Raw genomic sequence first — 23,206 nt, 5'->3', positions numbered from 1 at the left:
TTCTCATTAAGCTATTCCTGCTTCCTCCCGAACAGTTCGAATTCGTCCGCCAAACTTGCTCTCTATAAAAAGAAGAACAAGTAGCAAACCATAGCATATATACAACGGGGACTCAGAAATAATCATTTTTTAGCCCTCATATCTATTCAAACCAAAGCATGCCAATAAGGAAATTCCTCCAGAGAGGACAATAGTTTTACATTGGGACTTCTATATAGAGAATAATAATAAACGCTGGAAAGTTTACGATAAGTGTTGTCCAAAATGTGAACTTCCTTGCCTAATAAATGACCACCAATAGCTGCATGAAGCCGATCAGTCAAAATAACATCTGCATTATCCAAACAAGTCAGAAATAAATAACTCCAAGTAGATGCCAAATTTGCGTCGCACCAGTCGTCACAGTGAACGGCAGATAAATCCACTGTCCTATATTTATAACGAATAGAATGACTTATTCCAAGACGGCTTTCTCTGTCATTTCGTAAAAACAAAAGTACTTTCCTCCCATCCTGTAAAGTATACATAGATTTTCTAATCCATTCCTCAGTCAAAAGAAATACATTTGAATTCGAAATAGCCGTCTTCCATATTTCTTCACTAAGGAACATACGAACATTCAACCCAAAGGCCATATCATTGGCTAGTAAGAACCGTGCTTTTCGATTCCTGCAAGTGCAATAGTTAAAACTAATTTCATCCCGACAAAAAACAGTAAAACGTTCATCGAAAACCTCAAGCAAAGCTTCACAACCATAAAAACTACTGGGAAGAATGACAACGCGATCCATTTGTGGGGAAGAAAAAAGCTGTATAAGAGTGGGAATGCACCCCCAATCAGGAATACAGGCTCCCCCTCCACCATAAACAAAGTTATATGAAAGAGTATTTGGGCTTACAGAATGAGCGGGGATGAAAGGTAAATTATATTCCAAAAACAATTTTTTAGTTGCTACGGCAATCAATGCATCTCCAATATTACCAGGATTAGGCTTATAAATAAATTCACCAAGGTCAAGGAGAATAGAAATAACGGAATTCATAAAAAATGATAGGAGTAATCTTTTCCTTTTCAAGACAAGCTAAAATTCATGTACTGGAAACTATACCATTCATCTCGAGAGTTCTAAATATATAGGGCTGTCTTGCCTCAAAATAGAACACACTCAAATAGTGAAGGATAGGGAATACATTTGCAATTTCATTTTTCCCCTCTCCTCTTTCCATATTTCTCTTTCCATTGATGGAAATAATGTAAGTAACTTTTCAGTTTTTGCTTTACTTCAAAAGAGTTACTTGAGGTAACAGTGAAATTTTATTTCTCATATTTCCCCGGATTCACCGCCAGGGAGGAGTGAAGAATGTCATATTAATACAGAGCCCATGTTGGTCACAGGATATAGAATTTTTTCCCCCAGAGTCGTTTCAAAGCAAACCGGATGTTCTTGATGACTTACATATCTTGTTCGTTGAGTCAAGGAAGGCATATGATCTGTTTTCAATCACACCAATTACTCCCATAATAATTTTTATATTAATTACTTATAACAAATATCATTATATCTTTTTCTCATATTCACATATAGCTATCTTGTTCATATTGAGCTACATCTATGATTTTTATTCCAGTGTGTTTTGTTTTAGAGCAATACGCAAAAATGCACTGAGATATAATAATTTTTCTTGACTTTTATAAAAAATTCTCTTCCATTGGAAAATAATGGAGAAAAGCTCACGCCTGCATTTTTCCATAACCTTAAAAAAACAATCCATCATGAACATCCAAAAAGTATTCGACACTTCTTCAAAAGGGAGAACATTTAATCCAAATCCCAGTGGTTCCGGTTTGGGGACCGTGACAATCAAAGTAACCTCAGCAAAATACAAACCAGAAGGAAAGGAGTTTAAATATTTAGCCAAATGCTACCCTATATTAACAGGATTTGCTTATGAAGTTCCTGTTTATAACATTGTGCTTACCAGCACAAAATTTCCTGGTCTTGAATCCCTCTTCTATGCTTTAAGGTTTATGCCTTACAAACGTACAGAACAGGAAAATATAGGTATGTCAGGACTTGCAGATGCTCAAAATTATGTATTGACCACTTATGATCGTAAGTATAGCCCCCATAGCGTTCCGGGGCTTGATAACGGAGCATTTTTAATTTATGGCAACTTTCTAGTACATGCAGGACCGGCGGAATTCACAGACTATGGCATGGGAGGTCTTGGATGTATCGAAGTATTCAATTTCCAATCCTTTAAAGAGAAAATCATTGATATGTGCGGCGACCAATCCGGAGAAGCGGTGGATGATGTCTTAACCCGATTGGCCGAAGACGGATACATCAAACTCATTATTGAAGCAGCCGTCAAGCCAGCAGTTACTCCTGTTGCCCCACCTCCTGGATATCCTGATGGCGCTTTTTAATACTACCATTCCACTTTACAATACTGGCCGTCATGAAAAAACCATCAGCAATATTACTTTGTATAGGAATAGGAACAGGAAGTCTTTGGGCATCATCTTCCCAACATCCTTCTGTATCTTCAAAAGAAAATTGTATAACGTCTTGCATCCAAAATGGAAAACTTATCTTAAGTCCATTACAGGAAAGAAAAGATTATACCTTGGATTGCATTAATTATTTTATTAAAAAAAATAATTTACCTGTTAAATCACAAGTTCCTTTAGTCCGTTTTATGATATCTCATCAAGATCCTCTTTCTAAAAACAGTCATTCTATTTTTGCAATAATCATGGAATTAAACCCACAGGAAAGAAAAATCATATCTGACAAAATCAAAAAACAAGACACAGGAATACGAACAGATACAAAAGCAAGCAGTCGTTATCTTGCCAAAGTCATTTCTAACACTCTTATTCTAATGTATGGAAAAATTGAAGATGAATCAATAATGAGAAAAACAATGGATATAATCCCGGATTATATTAAAACGGATTAATTTCCCATTTACAATATTCCTGCGGATACTTTCGAACGCATCCGGGAAATATATTACATCTTTTTCACAAATAACGATTCAGCTTACTAATAGATGCAAAGATTATTTGTGTTTGGTTTCCGCTTTCATTTGCTTCTTGTTAATAGGTTTTTAATCATTCGGCAAGAAGATTAACCATACATGTATAGAGTAGAGAAAATGAAAAATTTCCGACAAATCATTATTTTTTCTTGACTTTTATATTTACATTTCGTTATCGTTTCAAATAGTAGGGGAAAAGCTCTACCCATATTCATTTATAACGTAAAACATCAATATATTATGTGTGAATTAACAAAATTCCATCCTGTTATCAATTCTTCAAATTCCAGAACATTCAATCCGAATCCAAGTGGTTCTGGGTTGGGAACTGTTACTATCAAAGTAACCTCAACAAAATATGAATCAGAAGGAGTAGAATTCAAATATTTAGCTAAATGCTATCCTATAAAGACAGGATTCGCATACGAAGTTCCTATCTACAAAGTGGTGCTAACTAGCACAAAATTTCCCGGTGTTGATTCTATATTTTATGCATTAAGATTCATGCCGTCCAAAACCACAGCAAATGAAAATGTATTTATGTCAGGTCTCGCAGACGCACAAAATTATGTACTGACCACTTACGACCCAAATTATAATCCTCATAGTATGCAAAATCTTGAAAATGGAGCATTTTTGATTTATGGTAATTTTCTTGTACATGCAGGACCATCACAATTCACTCATTATGCAATGGGAGGGCTTGGATGTATCGAAGTATTTGATTTTGCATCTTTTGTGTTAACTATCATCAATTTATGCGGAGCTCAGGCTGGGGGGACAACAGATGAAGTACTAACTCGTTTAGCAGAAGATGGATATATCAAACTCAGTATTGAAGCAGCAGTCAAACCCCCCGTTACGCCTGTTGCTCCTCCTCCTGGGTATCCTGCTGGTACATTTTAATCAATATTTTAAATAGAAGTTTTAAAATCATGGATATTATAACAATACTTTTTGCAACAAGTATTGGATCATTTTGGACTAATTCTTTTAACCATTCAATTACGAACACCAAAATTAATTGCATCAATGAACCCCAAGTAGTATCACAATTAATTTTAGAAAACATTGGAACAATTAAAGAATTTGGGTTAAAACAATTTGATTATTTTAAAAAATCAAAAAAAATACTTATCGAAAGAAAAACTCATATTATCTGTTTTCGCATTTCCTATCGTCCTCCAGAAAAATCAAAGTATAATTCGAAATATACTGTAATAATCGCTAAACTAAATAATATAGATGCACAAAAAATTCAGGAGAAACTTCAAGAGAACGATTGGACGAACGCAGATGCAGGAAAAGGACCACCTATAATCATGAAAGGAAGCATATATAATAATCAATTGGTTATCATAACGGGACATCCTTCTGACAAAGAAGAGATTGAAAAAATCTCAAAACTTATACCGTATTATTTTAGAATATACTAATATTTTTTGTTTCTATTATTCTCGGAGACTTCCAAACATCACCGACATAACGCAGTGTATTATAACCCCCTTGAGTATTACTTTCACACATTGGGGGACAGCTAACATACAAATGCAACGTTTATTTGTTTTTGGATTTCCAGAACTTTACGGAGGCGCCGGAACTGAGTTATATCATCAGATCCTGATCTGGCAATTCATGGGAATGGAGGTTCACTTAATCCCTCCATGGAGAGTAGAAAGAAATCCACTTTATCCAGAAATGCTTGCCCGTGGAGTGCATATACATCCGGTTAATGACTATTCTTCCTTAACAGAAGAAGATCCTATTTTTAGCTTCTGCAATGGGGAATTTTTAGAACTGCTTCCTCAGATACGCACTTACACTAAGAAAACTGTTTTTGTAAATTGTATGAGTTGGCTTTTCCCTCAAGAAAAAGAGGCTATGAGAAAAGGTGAGATTGCCATGTTTCTTTATCAAAACGAAAGAGTTATGCAGGAAAACAAAATCAAGTTAAAAGCTTTTAACAAGAATCCTAAAATACAATTTAAAAAATTCATTCCATATTTTCATCGTGAAGATTTTCCCTTTATCGAAAAACGTAGGAACGAATATTTTGGATGTGGGCGGATTTCTCGACAGGAAGCCGATAAATTTGCTAAAGATACTCTCTTCATTTATGAGTCTTTTGTATCCCCAATTCCCAAACGGGGACTCTTTCTCGGATTCGGAAAAAGAAGCGAAGAAAAAACAGGTCCTCCCCCGCCGTGGATACGGACAGCTCTTAATCAAGAAGAAGTATCACAACAGGAATTTTATCAGCATTGTGAGATTATCTTACAACCAAGCAATACAGTTGAAAATTGGCCGCGTATAGGTTTTGAAGCCATGTCCAGTGGGAGCGTATTGATCGTAGATAACGCAGGAGGATGGCAACAAATGATTGAACATGGTAAAACAGGATGGTTATGCAACAATGAAAGAGATTTTATCTATTATGCAAGCAAAATGGCTTATGAACCTAACCAAAGATACGATATGGCGGCAGCCGCACGAGAACGAGGTCTTTTGCTCAGTAATAAAGAATCTTCCTTGGAAAGCTGGAAAGAAATTTTTACTGTCCTCAATAATATGGACATTTAGATGAAATGGAGAATGTAAAATTCATTCGTGAACCATGTTCTCGCATCTTAATCGGTATTTGTTCCTGTCTACACGCCAATGAACGTCAACAGGCTGTACGAGAAACCTGGATGAAGAATTTACCTTGGAATATACAATGCAAAATATTCGTAGGAGGGGACTATCTATATGCATTTGAAAAAGAGCACGTTGTTTATCTTCCAGTTTGCGATAATTACGAACACTTGCCGAAAAAAATCCTGGCATTTTTTAAATATGCACTGCTGAATTATGATTTTGAGTGGTTTTTCAAATGTGATGATGATACGTATGTAAAAACGGAACGGCTTCATTCCTTGCTTCAGCCAGAAGCGGATCTTATAGGAAACACATCTTTGCAGACTCAAGGATATCCCAGCGGAGGAGCCGGATATTTCCTTTCACGTTCCATGATAGAGAAAATAGTCAGCTTTGACAATATTCCTTCTAAAGGATTCGAAGATGTAATCTATGGCAAACTTTGCCAACATTTGGGAGGAATTATTTACTCTAGCGAAAGATTGTGCATGACTTGCATTCCATATCCAATGCCAGATAATAATCTAGCCAGCGCTCACTGGTGTAGTCCCGATAATCTTCGTGCCATCCACTTATTCAATCACTCTGATCCGTTGATTACATATACAGCAGAACATTTAAACTGGAGCCAACCAGATATCATACAATTATATCCTCGAAACTTCTTCCGGAGAATCAGCACAGGATGCGCTGGAATTTATCATTTTTTTGCTGATTCGTTAAAATTAGATTGGTTTTCATGGTCTTCTGATATTTTAAATAAACAAGGTAAACAATATAGAAATGATTATCTGACATTAAAAACACATGAAGCAGACTAGTTGCATGAAATGTATTCTACTCCAATCTCCAGGAGAAGCCCTGGAAGGCATTGAAGAAATGCTGGAATTGGGCTATGACGTCATACCCTATTCTACAAGCCAAGCTGTGCATGAATTAAAAGATACAAATTATGAATATAAAGATTTCTTTGAATTTTTAGGATCCGATCCCCAAGATTGCAATAAACCATGCATACGATCATTAAGAATCTCTTTCGTTAAGATGCTTTTGGATCCAAAATTTAAAAATGACGACCTAATCATTTTTGGAGAAAGTGATGCAACTCCTGTTGTTTCGGCACATTTACTAAAAACTGCTTTAGAAAAATATATTGCGGAATATCCAGATACCGATATTTTTAGACTTTTTTATTCTCATAAAACAACACCATCGACGCCATTTAAAGAAGTAAATTTTATTCCATTCCAAACAAAATATTGGAGTAGAAATTCTCCTTACGTATGGGGCACTCACGCAATGGTTATTCCTTCAAAAAGTCGCAAAAAAATTGCAAATATATTCCTGACTTATACATTACCCACCGATACTGCCTTAGAATTTGCTCATTCACGGGGAAAAATAAAAATTATGATTAGTAGTTTTGATTGTTTTTATCAAAAGCCAAGAAAAAACCTACATTACTCTGAAAATTCATATAGTTTGCGAAAACGAAAAATTGCTTTATGCCTCTCCTCCTACAAGAGAATCGGAGATTTGTTGCGTCAAATACATTCCTTCATGCATCAATCCTATACTTCTTTTCACTTATTTGTTGCCGTCAAGGGAATTAGTGAATACTTTTTTAAAAAAATACTTATACCTGAGTGTAAAACCTATCAGCAGGAAGGAAGGCTTACTCTACGTCTATATCCAAATAAGAATCAATTATCTAATTTCATTGATACAGTCAGAAATATCGATATTTCTTCATACGATTTATTTGCAAAAATAGATGATGATGATTTTTATGGCCCGTCTTATCTTGAAACAATAAATAACTTTCATACTATCATCCCACAAAATTGTGGAAGTTATTATTGTGGGAGCGCTTTAACGTGCCACTTATATAAAGGATTTCCATGCCTTGAAGAAGAAGAACTTGAAATGTTTGGAAGTTCTCTTGTCTTAACTAAAGAATGCATGAACACAATTATAAATTGTGAACAAAATCCTGATTTAATACAAGAATTTATAGATTCATCGGCAAATATTCATGATTTCGGATTTCGAGAAGACTCATTGTTTCACAGTATTATGATGAAGAAAGGAAGTTGTAATATCTATGATTTTGTAAAGAGACAAAAAATTTCTCCTTATTTAATTATCCAAAAAGGAAATAATTCCGTTACACGAGGAGGGTTCCTCGAACGCTGTTTTCGAGAGCAGAATACCAATATTCATTCAAAAGAAGATTTGGAAGAACATATTGTTGAAATAGAATGCTCGAAATCCCATTACGCTATACGGATTTTCCAATCTCATGCATATCGACTTCATATACCTAATGAGAAGGCAGATGTTATTCTTTTCAACGATAAAAAACTCATCATTGACTGGGGAGAAAAGGGAAAAGAAGAATTTGAAAAAAATGCCATAGGCGTTTATGTTCATACATCACTTAATATGCAATAAATATATTCTCAGAATATTATATGGAGAAACATTTAAAAATAGCCGCCTGCTTAAGTTCATATAAACGTCCAAGTGACTTAATACGGCAAATTTTTACAATACTCCATCAATCCTACAGTGATGTACATTTATTTGTTGCAATTAAAGGATTAACAGAATATTGCGTAAAAACTCTGATTGAGCCTCATTTCAAGCAATTCATCAATCAAAAAAAAATAACATTAGGAATATTTCCTAATAAGAACCAATTATCCAATTTTCTAGATACAATAAGAACTATAAAAAAAATGGATTATGATTTATTTTTAAAGATTGATGATGATGATTTCTATAGCCATGATTATATAAAAACCATCAATCAATTTCATCAACTCCTTCCCAAAAACTTTTCAAGTTATTGTCTAGCAGGTGAAGGTACTGTTCTTTTTTCCCGCCAGAATTTCCCTTGTCTGATGGAATGCCCCAACGCATCTTTCGGTGCGGCTTTCTCGATGAGTCCGGCAGTGATTGAACAATTGTTTCGTTGCGAATCCGATCCCTCCTACATGAGCACCATGATAAAACGCTGCACGATAGAGAGGGGCTGCTCAGAAATAGGATTTGGAGAAGATCATCTCATGTTTCTTATCATGCAGGACATTGGATGTCGGAATATCTATAAATTTTTAAAAGAAAACAATATAAGAAATCATATTATATGTCAAAAATCAAACATCTCTGTAACACGAGGGCAATTTCTAGAACAACATTTTAGAAATAAGAATCATTCTGTCTGTACCGATATAGACAAAAATGAATATCTCTTGGAAATTCATCATCCTTACTGGGATGACACAATGAGGATTTTTTCAGGGAAAGCTTATTTACTTGGAAATGGACAAGAAGGAGATATTTTGCATTTCACTGAAAATGCTATTCAAATAAAATGGACATCTCAAGAAATTCAATTTTTTGTTAAGAATGACGATGGAAAATACTGTTTCAAATGTGTAGATCCCTAATTTTTCGCCGTAATATCTTCTATGAGAGAAAATTCACTCTACTTTTTCCATAACCATAAAAATTCATGTCTCTCGTTGAATTTTATAAAATATGTTCTATGCGGCATAGATATGTTTTTATCTCAGATGCTGATATTGTAAAATTCATTTACTTTCAAATTTTCGAATCCTAGAGTAACTCATTAGAGTACTACTGTACCTCAAGTATAAAAACGCTGAAGGAAATTGCATCGACTTCCAAATCATTTACAGGATATTGCCCAAAAAATTAAAAATGTGTTCCGGTTCCTATATCTATTCGCAAAATGGTCCTCTCAATCATTTTCTTTCTTGTAGCATTGTTCCTTTTCTGAGATCGTTTTCGCCAACCCCAGCACCTGAATGTGCCATACCGGGGTATTGACCTCTGTCAAGACGGATGCTAACTTTTCACGCGCATGAGTGCGCCCGAAAAAAATTACAAAGACACCATCCTGTTGCCGGAGACAGTCTTCCCCATGAGAGGGGACCTGACGAAAAACGAACCCGTACGCCTGAAAAAGTGGGAAGACACCGGGCTGTACGAACGAATTTTGTCCCGCAGGATAGAACAGGGCGCACCCCGGTTCCTGCTCCACGACGGCCCTCCCTTCGCCAATGGCGACGTGCATATGGGGACTGCCCTGAACAAGATTCTGAAAGACCTGGTCCTCAAGTCCAAGACCATGGCCGGTTATGCCGCCCCGTACGTTCCCGGCTGGGACTGCCACGGGCTGCCCATCGAATTCAAGGTGGTGCAGAAGGCCCGCGACCTGGACGCAGCTGAAATCCGCCGCCGCTGCGCGGAATTTGCGGAGGGCTTTATTGACATCCAACGGACTTCCTTCCGCCGCCTGGGCGTTTTCGGCGATTGGGAGCACCCGTACCTGACCATGAAGCCGGCGTATGAAGCCAACATCCTGCGCGTATTCGCCAAGCTGGTGGAAGACGGAGCCGTGTACCAGAGCCGCAAGCCCGTCCAGTGGTCCTACGGAGCCTACACGGCGCTGGCGGAAGCGGAGATCGACTACAAGGAAAAGGTCAGTTCTTCCGTGTTCGTGCGTTTTCCGCTGCTGGACAATCCGCTGGGCCTGAAAGCCTCCATGGTGATCTGGACCACCACTCCTTGGACGCTGCCCGCCAACGTGGGCATTGCCCTCCATCCCCGCTTTACGTACGTGGCCGGCAAGTTCATGAAGGACGGCCAGACGGAAACGCTCATCATCCTGAAAGACCTGCTGGACGCCTTTGCGCAGAAGACGGGCTGGGCCCTTGCGGAAACCATCCGTGAATTCAAGGGGGCCGACCTAGAAAACTGCGAGGCGCAGCACCCCTTCCTTCCCCGCACGTCAAAAATCATCCTGGCGGACTTCGTGACCACGGACACCGGCACCGGCGCCGTCCACATCGCTCCCGGCCATGGCGCGGACGACTATAACGTGGGCCGCCAGTACGGACTGCCCGTCCTCTCCCCCGTGGACGACGACGGCAAGTACACGGAGGAAGTGGGTGTTCCCGCCCTGGTGGGCAAGCACGTCTTTGACGCCAACAAGGACATCATCGCCATGCTGGAACAGGACAACAACCTCTTTGGCGTGGAGGAATACCGCCACCAGTACCCGCATTGCTGGCGTTCCAAGACGCCCATCATCTTCCGCGCCGTGGAACAGTTCTTCATCTCCATGGACAAACTGCGCCCGCAGGCCCTGGAAGAGATCGACAAGGTGCAGTGGCTGCCTGCCTGGGGCCGCAACCGCATTTACGGCACCGTGGAGGCGCGCCCGGACTGGTGCATCTCCCGCCAGCGCACGTGGGGCGTGCCGCTGCCCGTTTTTTTTGACGACAACGGCAAGGCCGTTCTGGACGCCGCCCTGGTCCGCAAGATCGCGGACATGGTGGAAGCCCACGGCTCCAATATCTGGTTTGAACTTTCCGACGAAGACCTGTGCGAACGCCTCGGCCTGCCCAAAACCTGGAAGAAGGGCAAGGACACGCTGGACGTCTGGATCGATTCCGGCAGCTCCCATATGGCCGTCATGGATTCCCGCTCCGGCCTGAATGCTCCGGCGGACCTGTACCTGGAAGCCACGGACCAGCACCGCGGCTGGTTCCAGAGTTCCCTGATGCTCTCCGTCGCCTGGCGCGGAAAGGCGCCGTACAAGGCCGTGATGACCCACGGCTTCGTAGTGGACAAGGACACCGGGAAAAAGACTTCCAAATCCGACGCCAAGAGCGGCAAGCCTATTGACGCGGCTTACTATTACGACAAATACGGCGCGGACATCGTGCGCCTGTGGGCCGCCTCCGTGGACTGGCAGAATGAAGTCCCCTTCGGGGAAGACCTTTTCAAGCAGGTCACGGAACCCTACCGCCGCCTGCGCAATACCCTGCGCATCCTGCTGGGCAACATCAGCGGGTTTGACTTTGCCACGCAGGCCGTCTCTCCGGAACACATGCCCATCCTGGACCGCTGGATCCTGGAACGCCTGAACGCCGTCATCAAGGAAACCTTGAAAGCCTATGAAGCCTATGACTTCCGCAAGGCGTTCAGCGTCATCAACCAGTTCTGTACGAGCGACCTCTCCGCCCTGTACGTGGATACCACGAAGGACCGCCTGTACTGCGATTCCGTCACCTCCGTGCGCCGCCGCGCCACGCAGACGGCCATGACCATCATCTTCCGCGCGCTGTGCCGCCTGCTGGCCCCCATCCTGGCCTTCACGGCGGACGAAGCCTGGGAGTACGCCGGCTATGAAGGCAGCGTGCATGAACAGGACTTCCCCGCCCCGATGCCGGAATACGACACGCAGGAGGCGTCCTCCGCCGTGTCCCGCCTTCAGGAAATCAAATCTGTCATCCAGGTAGCCATTGAAGAACAGGTGAAGGCCAAGGCATTCTCCAAGAACAACGAGGCTTCCATCTCCCTCTCCGTCCCGGCGAATGAAAGCGAGGACGTGGTGGCTCTGCTGGAAGACCGGGCCTTTGCCACGGAATTCTTCATCATTGCAGACCTGGACGTAAAGACCGGGCCGGAGCTGGCGGCCTCCGCCGCCAAGACGGAACACGCCATGTGCCCGCGCTGCCGGCGGTACGAACCCGCGGCGGACGGCGGCGACGTGTGCGAACGCTGCTCGGAAGTCCTTTCCTGAACCGCAACCTCCCATTCTCCGACCTTTTATGGACACCCAGACGGAAAAGGAATCCCGGCCCCATGCGAACAAACTTCCCGGCTGGCTCTGGTGGAGCCTGCTGGGCGTGGGGCTTTATGTGCTGGACCAGGTCAGCAAATTGTGGATCATCCACCGCTTCCCGCTGAACTACCTGAACGAGAAAGCCCAGAAATACGCCTACCTGCCGGATTTTCCGGGATTCTACCACATCAATGCGGACGGCACGCTTGATTTCGCCACGAACGCGCACGTACCGGCGGCGGACCTGGCGAAGTTCCAGGACCTGAACCCGAACACGGTGGACGCCCTGACCAAGCTGAGGGATCTGGAACCCATTTCCTTCCTGGACGGGACCGTGAACATCACCCGCGTGCATAACACGGGCGTGGCCTTCGGGCTGGGGAATGGAACGGAATGGTCCAGCTACCTGTTCCTGGCCATTCCCATACTCGCCATCGTGGCCCTGATCGTGCTTTACCGGAAAAACTTCTTCCATACGGTATGGCTCAAACTGGCCTACGTGCTGCTGCTGGCAGGCGTGGCGGGCAACCTGACGGACCGCCTGATGCAGGGCTTCCTGATCCCTTACGAACAGACGCACGGCTTTTTCACGAAGCTCATGAACGGCTACGTAGTGGACTTCATTGACGTCACCATCCCCCTCTTCAACTACCGCTGGCCCGCCTTCAACGTGGCGGACTCCTGCATCTTCATCGCGGCGATCATCTTCTTCATCGCCAGTATCTTCGCCGCCAGGAAAAAAGAGGAAAAAACATCTTGAAACGACCATGACCATCCGGACCGTCATCCTGTCAGGACTGCTGCTGTGCGGAGGCATCGCCTCCGGCAGGGACGAACTGTCCTTTAAAGAAACGGTGGTTCCGGTGAAAGTGGCTCCGGACCAGGACAGCGTCACCGCCTCCTTCCCCTTCACCAACACCTCCGGCGCCCCTGTCACCATCAGCAAGATCAACGTCTCCTGCGACTGCACCACTGCCGGAGTCAAGGATAACAAGCTGACGTACGCTCCGGGGGAATCAGGCGTCATCAGCGCCGTTATGAAAACCGGCAACTTTTCCGGCACGGTGGACAAGGACATGACGGTACATGCCAACGGCTCCGCCTACAAGCTGGTAATCAGGGCGCAAATCCCGGACATCATCCGAATGGAGCCCCGCAAGCTGGAATGGAACAAGGGAGAGCCTCCCACTCCAAAGACCATCAAAATCACTATTTCCAAAGAACTGCCCGTCAACCTGACCACGGTGGACCTGACCGGGGACGCCTTCGACTATGAACCCGTCACCGTCCGGAAAGGCAGGGAATACAAAATCATCGTCACGCCCAAGTCCACGGACAAGCCGGCCTTCAACACCATCTGGGTGCGCACGGACTCCACCGTGCCGCGTTACAAGCGCCAGATGGGATTCCTGACCATCAAGGAAGACTGACGCCCACCCCGCCCCGCCATGAGAGACGCCCTTTCCACCGCTCTGAAGCTCCTGCTGGTTGTATTCCTGCTGGCCGTGGGTATCGCTGCGCTGGACCTGCGCGTCATCCAGCCGTTCCGCACGCCGCCCTGTAATCCGGACATGCTGGAGGAAGGGCATGTGTGCCTGTCCCAGGTGATGAAGGAATGGCCGGGAAAAATCATCTGGATAGACGCCAGAAAGCAGGACGACTTTGAACGCCACACCGTCACGCAGGCCCCAGTTTACCCCATCCGCCCGGCGGATGCCAATTACCAAGAACTTCTGGCCGGCGCCATGGAGGCCCTGATGACGGCGGAAGACAAGGGATACTGCATCGTCATCTTTTGCAGCAGGGACTGCACCTCCAGCGCAGCCGTAGCCAATGAACTGAAAAAGCCGGAATACGGCATCTGCGCGCCCATCTTCATTCTGGAAGGGGGCTGGGACGAACTGCGCAAAGAACCCTCACTCGTACCATAGCCATGCTTGACACAGCAATCATCCGCCCGCAGTTTCCCATTCTGGAAACCAGCGTGCACGGCAAACCTCTCATTTACCTGGACAATGCGGCCACCACTCAAAAGCCCCTGGCCGTCCTGGACGCCATCCGGAATTATTACGAAACGCAGAACGCCAACGTCCACCGCGGTTCCCACTACCTGAGCCAGCTGGCTACGGAAGCGCATGAGGAATCCCGGGAAACGGCAGCCCGGTTCATCAACGCGCCGGAAACCGCGGAAGTCCTGTTCACCTCCGGCTGCACGATGAGCATCAACCTGGCGGCGGACACCATCGCCAGATCCGGCATGATCCGGCCGGGGGATGAAGTCATCCTGTCCGCCTCCGAGCACCATTCCAACATCGTCCCCTGGCAGATGCTCTGCGAACGCACGGGCGCGGTCCTCAAGGTCATTCCCCTGATGCCGGGTCAGACGCTGGACATGGAAGCTTACCGGAAACTGCTTTCCCCCCGCACCCGCATCGTGGCCGTGGGGCACGTCTCCAATACCCTGGGAACGGTCAACCCCGTTCAGGAAATCACCGCACTCGCCAAACAGAACAGGCCGGATACCATCGTGCTGATTGACGGCGCGCAGGCCGTCTCCCACATGAACGTGGACGTGCAGGATCTGGGCTGCGACCTGTATGCCTTCTCCGGCCACAAGCTGTACGCCCCCACCGGCATCGGCGTCCTGTGGGGGAAAAGGGAGCTGCTGGAAAAACTGCCGCCGTGGATGGGCGGCGGGGAGATGATCAAGGAAGTCGCCTTTGAAAAAACCGTTTACAACGACATCCCCTTCAAATATGAGGCGGGAACGCCCAACATTGAAGGAGCCGTGGGGCTGGCGGCCGCCATCCGCTACGTCTCCGGGCTGGGGCTGGACAACATTGCCGCCCATGAACGGAAACTGACGGACATGGCCGTGGAAAGCCTCAAGGCCATGCCCCGCCTGACCGTGCTGGCGCCGGACGTGCCGCACAGCGCCGTGGTCTCCTTCCTGGCGGACGGCATCCACCACTACGACCTGGGCACCCTGCTGGACCAAATGGGCATCGCCGTGCGCACCGGGCACCACTGCTGCCAGCCGCTCATGTGCGCCCTGGGCACTACCGGAACCACACGGGCCTCCTTCGCCCTGTACAATACGGAAGAGGAAGTGCAGACCTTCCTCAAATCCATGGACAGGGCTCTGGACATGCTCTCCTGATCTCCCGGGCCTTCTTCCTTTTTCACCATGAAAACGGCTTACGCCATTCTTTCGGCCCTGGTCCTGGGCCTCTCCGGCTGTTCCTCCCTGCACCAGCAGCAGGAAATGGTGTACGCCCATTACCAGGACGACTCCGTGGCCATCAGTGAAGCCCGCGCCGCATGGCTCATCCTCTCCTCCCCCCGCCGCAGCAGGGAATGGCCGGAAGCCAGGAAAAAATACAATGCATGCATCCGGGAACTGGCCTCCCACCTGAAAGAGACCAGGCGCGAAGGAGGCATGAATGAGGAGACGTTCCAGCGCCTCCCCTTCACCATTGGAAAAGCTCCCTACGCCCAGGACAGCAACCCCTGGTTCTACGAAGCCATCTTCATGTCTGACGAAGTGGACCCCACCTTCCGCCTGCGCGAAAGCGTGACCGTGGAGGGAATGGGCATTCCCCTGGCGGGCCTGGCGCCCCAGGGGACCTCCCGGCCCCATGCCGACGTACTCAAGGACAACGGCAACGTCCACACGCTGACGGCCATCCTGGATTTTGACCGCATGGTGGACGGAAAACCGGTGCTGCGCACCATTCCGCGCCTGATGAATGAACACATCTTCATCGGCAGGAACAAGGTGCGGCAGCCTCTGGCAGCCAACTTCTCCGTTCCCATCGCCCTCTTCTGGAAGCTTTCCGACGCGGACGGAACGGAACTGCTGGGAGCCTTCCGCCCTAAAAAGGCCATCAATACCATGGGCCTCTATTTTTCCGAACCCTATGACCCCCGGAAAATACCCGTGCTCTTCACCCACGGCCTGATGTCCGGCCCCGCCACCTTCGCCAACCTGACCAACCGCCTCCTGGTGGACCCCGTCATCCGGGAAAACTACCAGTTCTGGTTCTTCGGCTATCCGTCCGGCCTGGCGTGGACCATCCCGGCCAGCAGGCAGCGGAAGGCCCTGGCGGAACTGATGCAGGAATACAATCCCCACGGGACTTCCCGGGAAATGAACAACATCGTCATGGTGGGCCACTCCATGGGCGGGCTCATCACCCGGTTCAACAACTCCACCAAGCCCTGGACGCTGATGAAAGGCCTGTTTGAGCTCCCGCCGGAAACCTTTACGGGAATGACGCTGGAAAATTGGAAGACGGGCCTGGAACCCCTGCACTGTGACGAGCACACGCTGGAACAGCTCCAGAACAATTTCATCTTCTCCCCGGCCAGGGGCGTCACGCGCATCGTGTACATGGCCACTCCGCACCGCGGCTCCACCTTTGCGGATAACTGGATAGGGCGCCTGGGCCAGCGCCTGATCGACCTCCCGTCCGACATGCTGGAAGAAGTCACCCGCATCGCCACCCTCAGCCGCGGCATGTTCCTGCTCAATCCTCTGCAATTGAAGGACGAGCTCACCAGCATCCGCCAGCTCTCCCCGAACTCATCCCTGGTCAGGTATATGTCGGAGCTGCGCTGTTCCCCCTCCGTTCCGGTTCACTCCATCATTGGGGACAGGGGCAGGAATGACACTCCCAACTCCTCCGACGGCGTGGTCAAGTACCGCTCTTCCCATCTGGACTGGAGCGTAAGTGAAAAAATCGTTCCGTCCGGGCACAGCGTGCAGGATGATCCGGCCACTGCCGTGGAACTGCGGCGCATCCTCCGGGAGCACCTGGCCAAGGTCAAGGGCCGCCAAGCCCTGGAGGAAGCGGACGCACGGGCCGCCACTCCGGTATGGCAGACCAATCCCGCACCGCCCATCATCCTGAAAAGGCCGTAACAGAAACCGGAGCTGCTCTTCCAAAGAATCGTCCGTACCCTTTGTCTCCGGGGAAAAGGATTTCTTCATTCCACACAGTTCCTCCCCTTGCCCGTGCCGGCAAACTTAAACCGGACTATACAGGCAAATTTTAAGAAAAACATATATCATCTTTCATCCTACTGTGAAATTTTTTTCTAACAAATAGAAAATAATTACGTCTATAGGAAGAAGGTATTGATTGTAAAATCATATTATTCTTTTTAAATGGAAAATATTTGTTATGTTTTTAAGGATAGCAGAAATATTCAAATAAAATTCTATTGACATGGAATCTGGATAACGCTAGCAAGAAGATGACTATTGGGGACTGTCCCCCTTTAGAGCTTTCTTGATCAATCCCCAACCTTCCATATCTTATGAGTACGTCTGACCAATCCTTTAACGGCAAATATTCTTCCATTCCCTCTTATCACAAGTGGTACTTTGGCTCTACGGCAAAACCCGCGCCGCAGGGCATGCGCTCCGCTCCGGAGCCCGATCCGCTACCGTTTGAAGAAATCCACGAACATGATGAAATAACCGTGGGACCGCCGAGTACGTCGGCGGACGGACACAGCGCCTATGGCTCGTTCACCATTCCGGAAGGGGAGGAGGGTAAAAAGCTTTACGGCACCTGTTCGCTCTTCCTGGGCGTGGACGACTGGGGAAGCCTGGAGGTCAAGGACTCCGGCGGCAACGTGGTGGCACAGGTGGACTTGAAGGAAAACTCACAGGAGGCGGGAGACCAGGGGGGCCATAAATACCACTCATCCACTGGCGGTGCACAGCTTCCCTCCGGCACCTACAGCTGGGAAGTCAACCAGACCAACATCGACTACGATCCGGAAGACGACAACGTCTCCATCTGCAACTACAGCATCGACGTCGTGCCGACGGAACCGGGAGGCAAGGAGAAGCCCGATCCCTGCCCTTGCGAGGGGGATACGTACGACGGGAGCGGCGGAACCCCGCCTTCCCCGTCCCTGGCCCGGTCGGGTTCCGCGGTGAGAAGCGGAGCATTAGGAAACTATTCTTCGGCCGGCTGCAGCGTGGCGGCGGAAAGCACGGCCACCCTGATGTACTGGGCCTGCAATTTCGGAGCGTTCCGGGGACTGGGGGGCCTTCCCGCCGGAAGGGTGGAACTGAGGGCTGAGGAACATGTCTCCGGCCTGGAAAATCCCTCTTCCCTGGCCTACAATCATCCGTTGAACAGCCATCTGGAGGTGCCGGAGGGCGGCTTGGCGGCCGGGGTTCGTTTTGACCTGGTACAGGGAGATCGGGTGATCGCGATGCGCTGCGCCTCCAATGGCGTGGACGTGCGTCCGGTAGGGGTGGACACGTCGGGCGGTGGCCGGGCGGCACTGGTCACGGTGGAAGGACAATCCTGCCTGCAATGGAAGGTCATGGATGGCAGCGAGTACCTCTTCTCGTCGGAAACGGGCCAACTCCTCTCCTACACGACGGCGGACAAGCAAGTCATTTCCAATGCCTCCGCCTACCTGGACGTCAAGCATGCGCAAGACGGGTCGCTGAGGCAAATCTGGAACCTGTGGGACGGACTGCTCCAAGTGGAATCCGTCACCTCCACGGGGTACACCATCGCTCTCTATACCCCCGGCCAAATCACGGGAACGGACGAACAGGGATTCTACACGGTTACGGGCACTCCCTTCAAAACATTCAGCCTCTTCCTTTCCACGGAAGGCCAATTCACCATCACGGAACAAACGCCGGGCAGGCAGGCCTACGCCGTCACCTGGTGGAAAAACGGCCTGGCGTGGAACATGCGGAGGGGTACGGGGGAAGACGCCGTCACGACCATGCGCACCCGCACGGAGCTGGAACCGGAAGACTCGGTGTGGCAGCTGGTGACGGAAATCTCCAAGGGAGGAGTGACTGCATTGCGCAGTTGCGGAATCTACCAGACGACGGACGTAGGCGACCTGCTGCTCACCCAGGTGGATGGCTATGGAAGCCCGGAAGCCCAAACCACGCAGTATATCTATGACCAGTGCGGAAGGCTGAAGACGGAAACGGCTCCCGGCGGCAGCCAGACTCATTACACGTATGACCTCTACGGGCGCCTGCTCTCCCGCGATGAACCGTGGGCGGAAAGCGGAAGGCGCATCACGCGCTACACGTATGCGCATTCGGGAGAAACCAACTTCAATGACGAACCCGCCACGGAAACGGTGGACCTGCTTCCACTGGAAGGGCACATCAAAACGTTGACGTCCACCGCCTACAACTACACGACGGCCAACCATGTCAAGAGGACGGAAAAACGGGTCACCGGGCTGGGGGTCACGGGTACGCGCCTCACGGCTACGGAACAATGGCTGGCCAGCGCCCCCGACGTCTACGCCCGCGGACGCATGCGGATGACGCGGGAAATTGACGGCGTGCAAACCTGGCACGACTATGCGGCAACGACGGAGCACGGCGCCCTCTACACGGAAACGGTTGAAACGCGCATCAACGGAGAAACCGTGCCGGGACAAAGCACGCGCATCATTACCTGGATCACGGCGGAAGGACAGCGTGTGAGGGAGGAAAACTACCTTCTTCTCACCAGCGGGGAATGGGCTCTCACGGAGAGCGCCGCCTATGAATTTGACACGCAGAACCGATGGGTGAAGAAGACTTCAGGCAACGGCCGGATAACACAACGCGAGCTGATGTGTGACGGGCGCCTGCTGTGGGAAATTAATGAAAACGGCGTGAGAATGGACTATGCCTATGACACGGCACGGCAATTGGTGGAAGCCACGCGCTCCGCCGTGATGGACGGGGAAACCGTCGTCACGCCTGAAACCATCACCTCCTACACGCGGGACGCAGCGGGACGAGCTCTCGCCACGACGATCTATGCCGGGGCTATGCAAACCGTGCAAACGTCATCCTACGACCTTCTTGGCAGGATCGTCTCCGCAACGGACGTTCTGGACCGAGTGACTGCGTACGCTTACAGCGAAAACGGCTTGACGGCAACACAAAACATCCCCTCCGGGGCTACGTTCATCACGCGGAGTGCCCCGGATGGAACGGTCATGGAAGAATCCGGCACGGGACAGCGACATCTGGTCTACTCCATTGACTTGGTCAACGACGGTGTGCGGACCTTCATGAAAGCCGTGTCCGGTGAAACGGAAACCGAACTGCAGCGCAGCATCGTCAATGGCGTTGGAGAAACCCTGCGCACGGGCCGACCCAACACCACCGGTGGCGTCATTTATACAAGGCGCACTTACAACGCCAAAGGGCAGATGACCAAAGAACAGACGGATGCGGGCAATGCGGCTACGACCATGGCCCCGACCCTGTGGGAATACGACGCCTTCGGCAACAGGATGAAAGAAACCTGGAAACTAGCCGATCCGGCCACCGTGTCCAACTCACGCATCACCACGTGGAGCTACGGAGCGGAACAGGCGGAAGATGGCGTGTATCGTATCGTCACGACGACCAAAAACAACGGCCAGGGCACAACCTATAGCGAAACGCAGAAAACGCTCGTCTCCAGCCTCTCCTCTACGCTGGAAAACAAAGTCGTTTCCATTGATCCCAGAGGAAATATTTCCACCCAATGGAGCGAATACGGCGCGGGCGCCCTACGGACGCAAAAGAGCAGCATCCCCACATCCAACATCACGACCACAACTACGGTCATCGATAGCTTCATCACCACGCAGACGGACTACGCGGGTCTTACTTCCACACAGACCCGTGCCTATGCGGCAACCGGAATCACCTACGCCGGCACGGACGGCCGTGGCAACACGACCACAACGAAGACCGACCTCGTCGGGCGCACCGTTTCGGTTAGCGATGCAGCAGGCAATACGACGACCACAGCCTACGATCCCTTCTTCGACCGGCCTTCCGTCGTCACCAACGCCCTCGGGAAAACGACGTGCTACAGCTACGACATCCGGGGCCGCAAAACAGCCGAATACGGCACGGCCACCCAGCCTCTGCTCTTCGGTTACGACGAGGCAGACAGAATGGTCAGCCTCACCACGTTCCGGGAAGATGCGGGGGACATCACCACTGATCCCACGGGACGCACGGACGGGGACGTCACCACCTGGAGCTACGATGAAGCCACGGGGTTGCTCGCCCGTAAAACCTACGCAGACGGAACGCATGAAGACACCGCCTACAATGCCCTGAACCTGAAATCCACCCTGACCGATGCCCGCGGCATCGTCACCACCTGGGGCTACAACCTCAAAAAAGGGGTCAACAACTCCGTCTCCTACAGCGACTCCACGCCCGGCATCCAGTACGCCTACAACTACCTCAACCAGTTGACCCTGGTCACGGACGCCTCCGGCTCACGCACCATCGCCTACACCCCGTACAACGAACCGGACACCGATACCATCACCATAGGAGGAAACTCTTATCAGCTTCAGGAAAACTACGACATTTACGGCAGATCCTCCGGCTATACCCTGAAGCAGGGAACGAACGTCCTCCAGGAAGTCAGCCAGGGCTATGAAGACAACGGACGACTTGCCAGCGCCGGAATAATGCACGAGGGAACGGAGCAAAGCTTCGCCTACGGCTATCTGGCAGGAAGCAGTCTTCCCGCCAGCCTTGCGATGCCCAACGGTATCATCAGGGAACTTGCCTATGAAGAACACCGTAATCTGGTCACGGGTATCGTTTGCCGTCAGGGAGAAACCGTACTTGCTTCCCGCACCCAAAGCTATGATACATTGGGCCGCCCAACCACCCGCACCCGGCAACGAGGAACGGAACCAGCCCGCAATGACAGCTTCACCTATAATTGTAGAAGCGAACTCACCGGAGCCATATTGGGGAGTGATGCCTACGATTACAGCTACGACAACATCGGCAACCGTAAGACGGCGCAGGAACTGGCGGAGGAACTGGACTACACGGCCAACCAGCTCAACCAGTACACCCGAATTGAAGAAAGCGGGGAAACGCCTTTCGTGCCGCAATATGACGCCAACGGCAACCAGACATTGATCAAGACCGCAACAGGTGTGTGGGCAGTTACGTACAACGCGGCCAACCGCTCGGTGAGCTTCACCAGCCAGGACGGTAATACGGTGGTGGAATGCGGCTATGACTACCAGGGGCGCCGCTACATGAAGAAGGTAACTGTAAACGGGACGGTCACCAGCCATGAACGCTACCTGTACCGTTCCTATTTGCAAATAGCAGCGTTGGACATGCTCAACAATCGGAACGTGCTCCGCACGCTGCTGTGGGATCCTCTGGAACCGGTGGCTACGCGCCCCCTGGCCCTGGTGCAGAACGTTGCCCTCTACTGCTATGGAACAGACTTCAACAAGAATGTGACGGAAGTGTTCGATGGGCAGGGAGCTATCGCGGCAGCTTATGACTACTCACCCTATGGGACAGTCGCGAAAACGGGCAACCTTGATCAGCCTGTGCAGTGGTCCGGCGAGATGAACGACGAAGAACTAGCCTTGGTCTATTACAATTACCGTTGCTATAATCCCGTAGACGGCAGGTGGATCAATAGAGATCCTATCGCTGAACAGGGCGGGTGGAATTTATATGAGATGCTTGAAAATAATACAATAACATTCTATGACGAAAAGGGACTGGCTGCACCAGTGGTCGTCTGTGGCGGAGTTGCTGTAGGAGCTTCTACGTATACTGCAGCAAATATGATGGGGCTTAGTGTCTGCGCGTGTTTAGCTACACCGGCTTGTCGTGAATTGATTGTGAAACTTACAAAAGAAACATTACGTCGGGCTTGTATAGAAGGATGTCATTTGGCTTATGATATACAAGCTGTTTCTTGTGGTTTGCTTTTGTCAGCACGTTCTCATGCCTTATGTTACGAACGAGCTGCTGAGGATTGTGCTTCTTGCATACAAGAATGTAATCGTGCTACAAGATAACAA

16 protein-coding genes are annotated in these 23,206 nt (G+C 49.0%); 15 read left to right on the top strand and 1 reads right to left on the bottom strand.

The genetic code is table 11. From position 1 onward, the window contains the following. Positions 1 to 146: 146 nt before the first annotated feature. Complete coding sequence (locus tag LIO64_RS03790; protein ID WP_290548117.1) at positions 147 to 1,043, bottom strand: polysaccharide pyruvyl transferase family protein; 897 nt, start codon at positions 1,041 to 1,043, stop codon at positions 147 to 149. Positions 1,044 to 1,774: 731 nt separating this feature from the next. Between LIO64_RS03790 and LIO64_RS03785 the strand changes: the two genes are divergently transcribed. The 15 genes from LIO64_RS03785 to LIO64_RS03715 all read left to right on the top strand — a co-directional run bounded on the left by LIO64_RS03785 (position 1,775) and on the right by LIO64_RS03715 (position 23,203). Beyond that, positions 1,775 to 2,431 carry a hypothetical protein gene (locus LIO64_RS03785; protein WP_290548116.1) on the top strand — a complete coding sequence of 219 codons (657 nt, stop codon included), beginning with the start codon at positions 1,775 to 1,777 and terminating at the stop codon, positions 2,429 to 2,431. Between the two features lie 32 nt (positions 2,432 to 2,463). Next, a complete protein-coding gene (locus LIO64_RS03780; RefSeq protein ID WP_290548115.1) occupies positions 2,464 to 2,967 on the top strand; it encodes a hypothetical protein in 504 nt (167 codons plus the stop codon). A gap of 321 nt (positions 2,968 to 3,288) precedes the next feature. After that, positions 3,289 to 3,954: a hypothetical protein gene (locus LIO64_RS03775; RefSeq protein ID WP_290548114.1), complete on the top strand. Its 666-nt coding sequence runs from the start codon at positions 3,289 to 3,291 to the stop codon at positions 3,952 to 3,954. 29 nt (positions 3,955 to 3,983) lie between these two features. Further along, positions 3,984 to 4,484, top strand: coding sequence for a hypothetical protein (locus LIO64_RS03770; protein WP_290548113.1), 501 nt, complete (start codon positions 3,984 to 3,986; stop codon positions 4,482 to 4,484). A gap of 70 nt (positions 4,485 to 4,554) precedes the next feature. Further along, positions 4,555 to 5,628 carry a glycosyltransferase gene (locus LIO64_RS03765; RefSeq protein ID WP_290548112.1) on the top strand — a complete coding sequence of 358 codons (1,074 nt, stop codon included), beginning with the start codon at positions 4,555 to 4,557 and terminating at the stop codon, positions 5,626 to 5,628. Between the two features lie 5 nt (positions 5,629 to 5,633). Then, on the top strand, positions 5,634 to 6,506 hold the full coding sequence (locus LIO64_RS03760) for a hypothetical protein (RefSeq protein WP_290548111.1): 873 nt from the start codon (positions 5,634 to 5,636) through the stop codon (positions 6,504 to 6,506). Further along, positions 6,493 to 8,139: a hypothetical protein gene (locus LIO64_RS03755; protein WP_290548110.1), complete on the top strand. Its 1,647-nt coding sequence runs from the start codon at positions 6,493 to 6,495 to the stop codon at positions 8,137 to 8,139. Before LIO64_RS03760 ends, LIO64_RS03755 begins: the two co-directional genes overlap by 14 nt. Before the next feature lie 20 nt (positions 8,140 to 8,159). Continuing rightward, positions 8,160 to 9,140, top strand: coding sequence for a hypothetical protein (locus LIO64_RS03750; RefSeq protein ID WP_290548109.1), 981 nt, complete (start codon positions 8,160 to 8,162; stop codon positions 9,138 to 9,140). A gap of 437 nt (positions 9,141 to 9,577) precedes the next feature. After that, the gene (gene ileS / locus LIO64_RS03745) at positions 9,578 to 12,307 is read left to right on the top strand and encodes an isoleucine--tRNA ligase (RefSeq protein WP_290548108.1); all 2,730 of its coding nucleotides are present in this window, start codon (positions 9,578 to 9,580) and stop codon (positions 12,305 to 12,307) included. Between the two features lie 28 nt (positions 12,308 to 12,335). Beyond that, positions 12,336 to 13,109 (top strand): signal peptidase II, encoded by a 774-nt coding sequence (locus LIO64_RS03740; RefSeq protein ID WP_290548107.1) that lies wholly within the window; start codon positions 12,336 to 12,338, stop codon positions 13,107 to 13,109. A 7-nt stretch (positions 13,110 to 13,116) separates the two neighbouring features. After that, positions 13,117 to 13,779 carry a DUF1573 domain-containing protein gene (locus LIO64_RS03735; RefSeq protein WP_290548106.1) on the top strand — a complete coding sequence of 221 codons (663 nt, stop codon included), beginning with the start codon at positions 13,117 to 13,119 and terminating at the stop codon, positions 13,777 to 13,779. An 18-nt stretch (positions 13,780 to 13,797) separates the two neighbouring features. Next, positions 13,798 to 14,280 carry a rhodanese-like domain-containing protein gene (locus tag LIO64_RS03730; RefSeq protein ID WP_290548105.1) on the top strand — a complete coding sequence of 161 codons (483 nt, stop codon included), beginning with the start codon at positions 13,798 to 13,800 and terminating at the stop codon, positions 14,278 to 14,280. Between the two features lie 2 nt (positions 14,281 to 14,282). Beyond that, positions 14,283 to 15,509 (top strand): cysteine desulfurase, encoded by a 1,227-nt coding sequence (locus tag LIO64_RS03725; protein ID WP_290548104.1) that lies wholly within the window; start codon positions 14,283 to 14,285, stop codon positions 15,507 to 15,509. Between the two features lie 27 nt (positions 15,510 to 15,536). Continuing rightward, positions 15,537 to 17,273 (top strand): hypothetical protein, encoded by a 1,737-nt coding sequence (locus LIO64_RS03720; RefSeq protein WP_290548103.1) that lies wholly within the window; start codon positions 15,537 to 15,539, stop codon positions 17,271 to 17,273. Positions 17,274 to 17,671: 398 nt separating this feature from the next. Beyond that, on the top strand, positions 17,672 to 23,203 hold the full coding sequence (locus LIO64_RS03715) for an RHS repeat-associated core domain-containing protein (protein ID WP_290548102.1): 5,532 nt from the start codon (positions 17,672 to 17,674) through the stop codon (positions 23,201 to 23,203). Positions 23,204 to 23,206: the final 3 nt, after the last annotated feature.

Source organism: Akkermansia sp., assembly GCF_020860705.1.
In the GTDB taxonomy this organism is placed as follows: domain Bacteria; phylum Verrucomicrobiota; class Verrucomicrobiia; order Verrucomicrobiales; family Akkermansiaceae; genus Akkermansia.
The sequence above is the reverse complement of the archived record's forward strand: the minus strand, read 5'-3'. Positions and strand labels throughout refer to the sequence as shown.